Source organism: Vibrio sp. ZF57 (genome assembly GCF_001691235.1).
GTDB lineage: Bacteria > Pseudomonadota > Gammaproteobacteria > Enterobacterales > Vibrionaceae > Vibrio > Vibrio crassostreae_C.
Genome location: NZ_MAKD01000104.1, coordinates 1 through 10,962, shown reverse-complemented (window position 1 = coordinate 10,962; position 10,962 = coordinate 1). Strand labels below are relative to the sequence as shown.

The 10,962-nt window shown below is 46.2% G+C and carries 9 protein-coding genes; all 9 read left to right on the top strand.

Translation table 11 applies throughout. The features are described 5' to 3' along the window. The first annotated feature begins 428 nt into the window (after positions 1 to 428). Complete coding sequence (locus A6D97_RS15940) at positions 429 to 686, top strand: oxaloacetate decarboxylase subunit gamma (RefSeq protein ID WP_004741884.1); 258 nt, start codon at positions 429 to 431, stop codon at positions 684 to 686. Between the two features lie 31 nt (positions 687 to 717). Beyond that, positions 718 to 2,493 (top strand): sodium-extruding oxaloacetate decarboxylase subunit alpha, encoded by a 1,776-nt coding sequence (gene oadA / locus A6D97_RS15935; protein ID WP_017059560.1) that lies wholly within the window; start codon positions 718 to 720, stop codon positions 2,491 to 2,493. Between the two features lie 9 nt (positions 2,494 to 2,502). Beyond that, complete coding sequence (locus tag A6D97_RS15930) at positions 2,503 to 3,633, top strand: sodium ion-translocating decarboxylase subunit beta (protein ID WP_019825842.1); 1,131 nt, start codon at positions 2,503 to 2,505, stop codon at positions 3,631 to 3,633. Between the two features lie 171 nt (positions 3,634 to 3,804). Further along, a complete protein-coding gene (locus tag A6D97_RS15925) occupies positions 3,805 to 4,758 on the top strand; it encodes an NADP-dependent oxidoreductase (RefSeq protein WP_017065778.1) in 954 nt (317 codons plus the stop codon). Positions 4,759 to 4,764: 6 nt separating this feature from the next. After that, entirely contained in the window at positions 4,765 to 5,226 is a 462-nt protein-coding gene (locus A6D97_RS15920) for a YqaA family protein (RefSeq protein WP_065584783.1), read from the top strand. Between the two features lie 9 nt (positions 5,227 to 5,235). Then, positions 5,236 to 8,094, top strand: a complete 2,859-nt coding sequence (locus tag A6D97_RS15915; protein WP_065584782.1) for a pitrilysin family protein — start codon at positions 5,236 to 5,238, stop codon at positions 8,092 to 8,094. 99 nt (positions 8,095 to 8,193) lie between these two features. Beyond that, positions 8,194 to 9,762 carry a glutamate--cysteine ligase gene (gene gshA, locus A6D97_RS15910; RefSeq protein WP_017063229.1) on the top strand — a complete coding sequence of 523 codons (1,569 nt, stop codon included), beginning with the start codon at positions 8,194 to 8,196 and terminating at the stop codon, positions 9,760 to 9,762. Between the two features lie 10 nt (positions 9,763 to 9,772). Then, complete coding sequence (locus A6D97_RS15905) at positions 9,773 to 10,423, top strand: hypothetical protein (RefSeq protein ID WP_083190242.1); 651 nt, start codon at positions 9,773 to 9,775, stop codon at positions 10,421 to 10,423. 24 nt (positions 10,424 to 10,447) lie between these two features. Beyond that, positions 10,448 to 10,962, top strand: a 515-nt coding sequence (luxS, locus tag A6D97_RS15900; RefSeq protein WP_065584780.1) for an S-ribosylhomocysteine lyase, incomplete at its 3' end; no start/stop codon positions are given.

The following is a 10,962-nucleotide window of genomic DNA, read 5'->3' as shown; positions in this document are numbered from 1 at the left end:
GTACCTGGCTACGAACCAGGCGGTCGGAGGTTCGAATCCTCCAGAGCGCGCCACATTATTAGAAAAAGCCTCGTTTATACGAGGCTTTTTTTATGTCTGCTGCAAATTTGTTGCGACAATGTTAAATTTGTTAGTTGTTTAACTTGTTGTATTTAAAGTAGTTCTTGATTGCTTCTTTGTTATTCCACCTTTCTCATATCAATTCCCAGAAAAGCCCCGTTTAAGTCACAGTTTAAATATCTAAAAATGACGTATTTGACAGATTTATGTGATCTGATAGGCGAATAATTAACCTTATGTGTGCGTTATCCGTAACAGAACCTTAAACAAAATTGACAAACTTTTACCAATCGAGATAATCCATGGGTCGGGATCACTATTCGCTGAAATCCTGTACGTATGTCAGGATGACGAAGAAAGGAAGCAACATGACTAATATTGGAAGCCTGCTAGGAGATGCGGCGACTCTAATGATAACGGGGATGTCCGTTGTCTTTATTTTCCTAACTATTCTAGTTTACCTCGTTCGGTTGATGTCAAAACTGGTACCAGAAGAAGTACCAGAGCCGATCGCAGCACCTAAAAAAATTCAAAAATCACAATCAAACCCTTCAGCTGTTAGTCCACAGGTAGTGGCAGCAATTTCGGCCGCGGTTCATCAATACCGTGCGTCTACTGCTAAGTAGCATTTAAAGGATTAAAAAGGAGTTTATGAGCATGTCTAAACCACTAGCTATCACAGATGTGGTACTTCGTGACGCGCACCAGTCACTATTTGCTACTCGTATGCGTATCGAAGATATGCTGCCAATTGCGGCAGAACTGGATAAAGTCGGTTACTGGTCTCTAGAGACTTGGGGCGGCGCGACATTTGATTCGTGTATCCGTTTTCTTGGAGAAGATCCATGGGAGCGTTTACGTGAACTTAAAAAAGCGATGCCAAACACACCAATGCAGATGCTACTGCGTGGTCAAAACCTGTTGGGTTACCGTCACTACGCGGATGATGTAGTAGAAAAATTTGTTGAACGTGCCCATAAAAACGGCATGGACGTATTCCGTATCTTTGATGCGATGAATGACGTACGTAACTTTGAAAAAGCAGTGAAAGCAACGATCGACGTTGGTGGCCACGCTCAAGGTACGTTGTCTTACACAACCAGTCCGGTTCACAACTCAGATACTTGGGTTGATTTGGCCAAACGCCTAGAGGACCTAGGTTGTCACTCACTATGTATCAAAGATATGTCAGGTTTATTAAAGCCGTATGAAGCAGAAGAGCTGATTACACGTATCAAAGCATCGTGTGACGTTCCTCTAGCACTGCATAGCCACGCGACAACTGGTCTATCGACTGCAACAGCGGTTAAAGCCGTTGAAGCGGGTATCGACATTCTAGATACCGCTATTTCTTCAATGAGCTGTACTTACGGTCATACGCCAACCGAAACGGTTGTTGCGATGTTAGAAGGTACAGAGCGCGACACGAATCTTAAACTAGACCAAATCGAACCCATCGCGGCTTACTTCCGTGATGTACGTAAAAAGTACGCGAAATGGGAAGGTCAGCTAAAAGGTGTCGATTCTCGCATCTTAATCGCTCAAGTTCCTGGCGGAATGTTAACTAACATGGAAGGCCAGCTTAAAGAGCAAGGCGCCGCCGATCGCATGGATGAAGTTCTAGAAGAGATCCCACGCGTACGTAAAGAGCTTGGTTACATTCCTTTAGTAACACCAACTTCTCAGATTGTCGGTACTCAAGCGGTTATTAACGTCTTAACGGGCGAACGCTATAAGAGCATCACGAAAGAGACTGCTGGTCTACTGAAAGGTGAATACGGTCAAGCTCCTGCTGAAGTGGATGCTGAACTGCAAGCGAAAGTTCTAGACGGTGCAGAGCCGATTACTTGTCGTCCTGCTGATTTACTTAAGTCTGAAATGGATACGTTAACGACGGATCTGTTAGAGAAAGCGAAATCAGAGGGTATCTCTCTAGCTGAAGATACGGTTGATGATGTACTGACTTACGCGCTCTTCCCACAAGTGGGTCTTAAGTTCCTTAAGAACCGTCGTAATCCTGAAGCATTTGAACCTGCACCAACGCTAGAAGTTGCGGCTCCAGTTGCTGCAGCTCCTGTACAAGCTTCTGGTGGTATTGAAAGCTACAGCGTGAAGGTTGATGGTCAAGTTTACGATGTTGAAGTTGGCCCACAAGGTGAACTGACATCGGTGGCGCCATCTGCAAAACCTGCTCAGGCTGCACCAGTAGCAGCGTCTGACGCTGAAGCGGTTCCAGCTCCATTGGCGGGTAACATCTTTAAAGTAAACGTTCAGGCGGGTACTGAGGTTTCTGAAGGCGACGTTCTACTAATCCTAGAAGCGATGAAGATGGAAACGGAAGTTCGTGCTGCTCGTGGTGGTATCGTTCAAGAATTGAATGTTAAAGAAGGCGATGCAGTTACTGTAGGCGCTCCACTACTAAGCTTAGCGTAAGGGAGTACCATGGAAGGATTGATGACCTTATGGTCTGAAACAGGGATTGCGAACTTTGAGTTCGGCCAGATCTGTATGATGCTGGTTGGTTGCTTACTGTTGTTTTTGGCAATTCGTAAAGGATTTGAACCGTTACTTCTACTGCCTATTGGTTTTGGTGCTGTATTAGCAAACATTCCAAATGCTGGGTTTACTGATCCAGGTGGTTTGCTCTACTACGTCTACTACATTGGTATTGAGACAGGTATTTTCCCACTGCTGATCTTTATGGGTGTTGGTGCGATGACGGACTTCGGTGCGTTGATTGCGAACCCTAAAACGTTGTGGCTAGGGGCTGCGGCTCAGTTTGGTATCTTCGCGACGCTATTTGGCGCGATCTTGCTGAACTACGTTCCAGGAATGGAGTTCTCGATGGCCGATGCTTCGTCAATTGCGATCATTGGTGGTGCCGATGGCCCAACTGCGATCTTCTTGGCAAGCAAGTTATCTCCGGATCTTTTAGGTGCCATTGCAGTAGCGGCTTATAGCTACATGGCTTTGGTTCCTATCATTCAGCCACCAATCATGAAAGCGTTAACGTCTCCTGAAGAGCGCAAAATTAAGATGGCTCAACTTCGTCACGTTAGCAAAGCCGAGAAGATTCTTTTCCCGCTTGCTGTACTACTGATGACGATTTTGTTCCTACCTTCAGCAACACCTCTAGTTGGTATGTTCTGTTTGGGTAACTTAATGCGTGAAGCGGGTGTGGTTGATCGCCTTTCAAAAACAGCTCAAAACGAACTGATTAACGTTGTAACTATTTTCCTAGGTCTAGGGGTTGGTTCTAAGCTTCAAGCGGATACGTTCTTGAACTTAGAAACACTGGGTATTCTAGGTTTAGGTGCGGTCGCGTTCAGTATCGGTACGGCGGGTGGTGTATTGATGGCTAAGGTGTTGAACCGATTCTCGAAAGAGGACATCAACCCACTGATTGGCGCAGCTGGCGTATCGGCGGTTCCAATGGCGGCACGTGTTGTGAACAAGGTTGGTCTTGAGGCAAACCCTCAGAACTTCTTATTGATGCATGCAATGGGTCCGAACGTAGCCGGTGTACTTGGTAGTGCGGTTGCGGCGGGCATTCTATTAGCTCTCGTGGGCTAGTGGATTTGCTGGGTCATGTATCGTTACGTTAATTGGTCGTCAATTTACGAATGAGCGGTTAACTTAGCCTTATTAAATGGTTTATAGTCAAAGGGATGCTTTCGCATCCCTTTCTTTTTATTAATTAGGGTGCTTGCTCACTAGGGCTTTTATCAATCAAGGAAATGTGGAATGGAAAATAAACAGATTGCGATTACTCAATTCGGCGGCGTCGAAAACCTAAGTATTCAAACCAGTGCGATCCCTGAGCCTAAGGCTGGAGAAGTGGTGGTTAAAGTTTCCTTTTCAGGCATTAATCCGATTGATGTCAAAACCCGAGCGGGTCTTGGTTGGGCGGCAGCACAAAACAAAGATAACCTGCCTTGGGTGCCTGGCTACGATATTTCAGGGCAAATTGTCTCGCTAGGCGAACAGGCTGAACGCTTTACTGTTGGTGATAACGTGGCTGGCTTTATTGGTTTTCCACTGCAAGGTGGCGGTTACAGCCAATATGTGTGTGTTCCAGAAGCTGCATTAAGTATGGTTCCTGATTCTGTCACTCTAGAAGCGGCAGCTGCATTACCACTTGCGAGTCAAACAGCGGCACAAGCGCTCAACAAAGCCGAAGTGAAAGAAGGCGACCGCGTGCTTATTTTAGCGGGCGCGGGCGGCGTTGGTCACCTTGCGGTTCAAATTGCAGTGGCAGCAAAAGCTGAGGTTTACACAACCTGCAGCGAAGCCAATCTTGATTACCTTGCGACGCTAGGTGCTCACGCGATTAACTATAAGTTTGCGCCAGCATCAGAAAGAGTATCTGATGTCGATGTGTTGATTGATTTGGTCGGTGGCGATACCGCGCTTGATGCATTGAAGTGCCTAAAAGATGGCGCGCGAGTAGTGACAGTACCGACTCTATCTGCAGAACTTATCTGTGAGAAAGCAACACTATTAGGTTTTACTGCATCAGGCATGCTGGTTGAACCAAACCCTGAGCAAATGGACACCATGCTTTACATGGTCAGTGTCGGATTGCTCAAAACAGAAATTCAAGGTATCTACCAGTTAGACGAGGCGCAGTCGGCGCACCTGCAGGTTGAAACCGGACACACCAGAGGCAAGGTGCTACTTAAAATGCAAGAAAGTTGATAGGCAGTGTTAGAATTTTTTAACTCCCTTTTTGAAAATATCGCGCTGTGGTTCTCGGACTCGGCGCTGTGGGTACTCTTCATCAGTGGCTTCTTGAGTGCCACGTTACTACCCGGTGGTTCAGAAGCTAGCCTTGTGGCTGCATTGAGCTTAGTTCAGTTTTCAACCTCATCGATCATTCTGGTGGCGACATTAGGCAATACCTTAGGCGGCCTGACTAACTATTGGATTGGTTTGTGGTTGCCTAATCGAACTCAATCTGAAAAGCATGGTCATAAGGCTATGGCTTGGCTGAGTCGCTATGGCTACTGGACACTGTTATTTAGTTGGTTACCGATCATTGGTGACCCTTTGTGTCTCGCTGCGGGTTGGCTAAGAATGAAATTCATCCCTAGCGTTATTTTGATAGCGATTGGCAAAGCCGCTCGCTATAGCTTACTTGCTGCTATCTACTTCGGTTTTTTCTAAGGAGAACCTATGAAAAAGGTTTTACTTGGTACATTTTCTCTTATCGCCATTGCTGGCTGTTCTTACAATGTACCTAGCTCAACGCCCTTCTTTTCCTCGTTACCTGAAGGTGTCACTCTGTTAGAAGAGGTTAAGCCCTCTAAAGATAAAGTAGTGATTCCTTACACCAAGTATCAGCTTGAAAACGGTCTGACAGTTATTCTTTCCCCTGATGATTCCGATCCGTTGGTGCATGTTGATGTAACTTATCACGTCGGTTCAGCACGTGAAGAGATAGGCAAGTCGGGATTTGCTCACTTCTTTGAGCACATGATGTTCCAGGGTTCAGAGAACGTTGGTGACCAACAGCACTTTAAGATCATTACCGAAGCGGGTGGCTCGTTAAACGGCACGACCAACCGTGACCGCACCAACTATTTTGAAACTGTTCCTTCTAACCAACTTGAAAAAATGCTGTGGTTAGAATCAGACCGAATGGGCTTCTTGTTGGATGCAGTTTCTCAGAAGAAATTTGAGGTGCAAAGAGGCACGGTCAAGAACGAGCGAGCGCAGAGCTACGAAAATCGTCCTTACGGCTTAATGTGGGAACGCATGGGCGAAGCGCTATACCCAGAAGGTCACCCTTACTCTTGGCAACCAATCGGCTATGTTGAAGATCTTGACCGTGTTGACGTGAATGATCTTAAAGCGTTCTTCCTGCGTTGGTACGGCCCAAACAATGCCGTGTTAACGATTGGTGGTGATATCGACGTTGATGATACGCTAGAATGGGTTAACAAGTACTTTGGTCCAATTCCTCAAGGCCCTGAAGTGAAGGCGGCAGAGAAGCAACCTGCTGTTCTAAAAGAAGATAAGTACATCACCTTAGAAGACAATATTCGTCAGCCGATGGTGCTTGTGGGTTGGCCAACAACGTATCGCGGCGAAGAGACGCAAGCTTCACTGAATGCATTGTCTAACGTGTTAGGTTCAGGTACCAACAGTTATCTATATCAAAACCTAGTAAAAACGCAGAAGGCAGTCAGCGCTGGATCTTTCCATGATTGTGCTGAGCTTGCTTGTACCATGTACGTGTATGCAATGGGCAACTCAGGTGAAAAAGGCGATTTGACGGTTCTTAATAAAGAGCTGATGGATACCCTAGAGCAATTCTCGAAAGAGGGCGTTGAGCAAGCGCGTTTAGACCAGATCACCGGCATGGCAGAAGCGAATGCCGTTTTCGCATTGCAAAGTGTTAAAGGTAAGGTGTCGCAACTCGCGTCGAACCAAACCTTCTATGGTCAGCCTGATCGCATTGAATCACAACTCGATCAAATCCGAGCGGTGACGCCTGAGAGCGTGAGCAAGGCATACCAAGATTTCATCGAAGGTAAGCACAAGGTTACCTTGAGTGTGGTTCCTAAGAAAAAGCTCGATTTGGCGGTTCGTGAAGCGACTTTTACCACGCCACCACGTACGTTGCCTGAATACAGCAAGATGACGGAAGACCAACTGGACTTCAGAAAGGCACCGAATACCTTTGATCGCAGCGTAATGCCAGAAGTGAACTTTGGTGTTGAGGCGACCATGCCAGAGTTGTACCGCATGCACTTTGCAAATGGCACGGACTTGATTGGTACTGTGACCAGCGAAACACCGACAGTACAGTTACAGATTCAACTTCCAGCTGGCGAGCGTTATGTTCGCAAAGGACAAGAAGGCCTAGCGAACCTAACGGCTTCGATGATGGAAGAAGGCTCAACCAAACGGACCGTTGAAGAGTTACAAGCGACCTTAGATAAACTTGGTAGCAGTGTGAGCATTAGTGCGGGCAGCTACACCACAGATATTTCAGTCTCGGCGCTAGAGAAAAACTTGCCTCAAACCTTAGCGATTGTGCAAGAGGTTCTATTCGAGCCTAAGTTCGATGAGCAAGATTTTGAGCGCGTTAAGAAACAGATGCTAGAAGGCGTTGTGTATCAGCATCAGCAGCCAAGTTGGATGGCTTCTCAAGCAACCCGTGAAGTGCTGTTTGGTGACACTGTTTTTGCTCGTGCAAGTGATGGTACTAAGGAATCTCTATCGAAATTGACCTTAGACGATGTGAAAAAATTCTATGCGCAACATTACACACCAGAAGGTGCCAATATTGTTGTGGTGGGAGACATCTCGAAGAAAGAGGTAGGGAAACAGCTACAATTCTTTGAAGAGTGGCAAGGCGATGCGGCACCATTAACGCGTCCACAGATCGTCAAAGAGCTTTCTGGTCAGCACCTGTACTTAGTCGATAAACCGGGTGCGCCGCAAAGCATTGTTCGCTTGGTTCGTAAAGGCCTGCCGTTTGATGCAACGGGTGAATTGTATTTGAGCCAGCTAGCTAACTTTAATTTAGCGGGCAACTTCAATAGTCGTATCAACCAGAACCTACGTGAAGACAAAGCTTACACTTACGGTGCAAGCGGTTACTTCGCAAGTACTCGAGAAACTGGTGCAGTGGTATTTAGCGCGCAGGTAAGGGCGAATGCGACGGTTCCATCGATTCAAGAATTTATTAATGAGCTGAATGAGTTTAGCCAGAGTGGATTAACTGACGAAGAGGTGAAATTTATGCGCCTTGCCGTCGGTCAACAAGATGCGCTCAAATATGAAACGCCAAGTCAAAAGGCGGGGTTGTTGAGTAATATTGTTGCATTGAGCCTTGATGAAGATTACCTACAACAGCGTAATCAGATAGTTGAAACGGTTTCAAAAGAGAGCTTAAACGAGCTATCTAAGAAATGGTTTGACCCGAATGATTATCAAATAATCGTTGTTGGTGACGCGACTTCGCTTCGCCCGCAATTAGAAAAGTTAGATATTCCAATAGAAGAGCTTGAAATCATTCGTTAGAGTACACATTAAAGGGGGAGGGAAGAGACTCTACTTTTCTCCTCCAACCTAATTTATGATAGTTCTAATCAGAACAATATAAGATAAGTGAACTGAATTTTGACTGATTTTGCTGCGCGACTAAAGCAAGTTGCAACCAACCCTAAGACCTTCTCTCAATTTGGTCGTGGTGTTGAAAGGGAAACATTACGCTACACGGAAGATGGGCACCTTGCTACTGGGCCGCACCCTGAGGCTTTGGGATCTGCGTTGATGAACGAATGGGTAACGACCGATTTCTCTGAGTCGCTACTGGAATTTATCACGCCTGTTTCTAACGACGTTCCGACGCTTTTGAATCAGTTGTCTGATATCCACCACTTCACGCAAACCAAGTTAGACGGCGAAAAACTATGGCCGCTTTCTATGCCTTGTTACGTTGGCAGTGAAGATTACATTCAGCTAGCGCAATACGGCACCTCGAATAACGGTAAGATGAAGACCCTATATCGTGAAGGCCTAAAACGTCGTTACGGTAGCCTGATGCAGATTATCTCTGGTGTTCACTTCAACTTCTCTTTCCCAGAAAGCTTTTGGGATAGCTTGTTTGGAGAGCAAACTGAAGAAGCGCGTTGTGAATCTAAGTCAGATGCTTACTTTGGTTTGATTCGTAACTACTACCGCTTTGGTTGGTTAATCCCATACTTCTTCGGTGCTTCACCTGCGCTATGTTCTTCTTTCATCAAAGGAAGAGAGACAAACCTGCCTTTTGAAAAGATTGGCGAGACACTGTATCTGCCAAAAGCAACGGCACTGCGCCTGAGCGACCTTGGCTACACGAACAGTGCGCAAAGTGTGTTGAAGATTGGTTTCAACAGCCTAGACCAATACCTTGAAGGTTTGAATCAAGCGATTCGCACACCATCAGAAGAATTTGCCGAGATTGGCACTAAGGTTGATGGTGAATACCGTCAGTTGAATAGCAACGTACTGCAAATTGAAAATGAGCTTTACGCTCCAATCCGCCCTAAGCGTGTGGCGAAGAGTGGTGAGAAACCATCTGAAGCATTGGCACGCGGTGGTGTTGAGTACATTGAGGTTCGTTCTTTAGATGTAAACCCATTCAGCTCAATTGGTATCAATGAGCAGCAGGTTCGCTTCCTAGACTTATTCCTAACGTGGAGTGTGCTAACGGACTCTGCTGAGATGGATAACTGCGAGCTTGAATGCTGGCGCGATAACTGGAACAAGGTGATCCTACAAGGTCGTCAGGTTGGTCTAGAGCTACAAATCGGTTGTCATGGTGAGCGATTGTCTCTGCAAGATTGGGCGAAGCGTGTCTTCAAAGATCTGCGCTCTATTGCCGAGATGATGGACGCTGAACAAGGTGGTCGTGCATACCAAGAAACATGCGATACGCTTGAGGCTTGGATTGATAACCCTGAGCTAACTATTTCTGGCCAGTTGCTAGAAGAGACCAAAAAATTGGGCGGCTTAGGTAAAGTGGGTTGCGCGTTAGGTAAAACGTACGCTCAGCAACACAAAGCGCACCAATACAAAGTATATTCAGCTGAGTTGATGGAAGCAGAAGTTCAACGTTCTGTGATTGCTCAGCAACAAAGTGAAGAAGCAAGCACTCAAGATTTTGATAGCTTCTTAGCGGATTATTTTTCGTATTTAAAAGCATAGCGAGACTTTGGTGGAAAGGAAGCAAGCCTTATTAGGTCAGCCTACTCGAGTGAGTAGTAAATGGTTACCTGTAGTGACTGTTGGTGTTGTCTCTAGCCTGTTGGTTGGATGTGCAACGCCACCGCCAAAGCAGCAAGATAATTTGTGTAGCATCTTTCGAGAGCACCCTTCATGGTATGAAGATGCCTTGGATATGCAAGAAGAATGGGGAACGCCGATTAACGTTGTGATGGCTTTTGTGAAACAAGAGAGTAGCTATCGTCATGATGCGCGCCCACCTAAAGATTACATTCTTGGCTTTATACCGTGGGGGCGTGTAAGCAGTGCCTACGGTTATGCACAAGCTCAAGATCCTGCTTGGGAAGACTTCCAAAAGGCGACCAATAACGGTGGTTCAAGAACCAACTTTGATGATGCATTGATGTTCATCGGTTGGTATACCAGCGAGACGCGTCGTCAATTGGGCATCTCACTATGGGACCCATATAACCAATACCTAGCTTATCATGAAGGCCGTGGTGGTTATAAGCGTAAGTCATACAACAGCAAGCCATCGCTAATTAAGGTGGCGCGCAAAGTCGAACAGCAAGCAAAAGATTATGGATGGCAGCTGAAACAGTGCCGCAAAGAACTAGAAGACAATCGAAGCTGGTTTTTCTAAAGCCAGCCGTCATGGAGAAGAGCAATGCCTTTATTAGATAGTTTCACTGTTGATCACACACGCATGAACGCACCTGCCGTTCGTGTTGCTAAAACAATGCAAACCCCAAAAGGGGATACCATCACTGTGTTTGACCTGCGTTTTACTGCGCCAAACAAAGACATCCTATCTGAGAAAGGTATCCATACTCTAGAGCACCTATATGCTGGTTTCATGCGTAATCAATTGAACGGTTCAGATGTAGAGATCATCGATATCTCACCGATGGGCTGTCGCACTGGTTTCTACATGAGCCTGATTGGTACGCCTACAGAACAACAAGTGGCTGACGGTTGGTTGGCAGCGATGCAAGACGTACTGAAAGTTGAGAACCAGAATAAGATCCCTGAGCTGAACGAATACCAATGTGGTACCGCGGCAATGCACTCTTTGGATGAAGCGAAAGAGATCGCGAATGCGATCATCGCTGCAGGCATCTCTGTAAACAAGAATGATGAACTGGCACTGCCAGAGTCTATGCTGCAAGAGCTTAAGGGTAC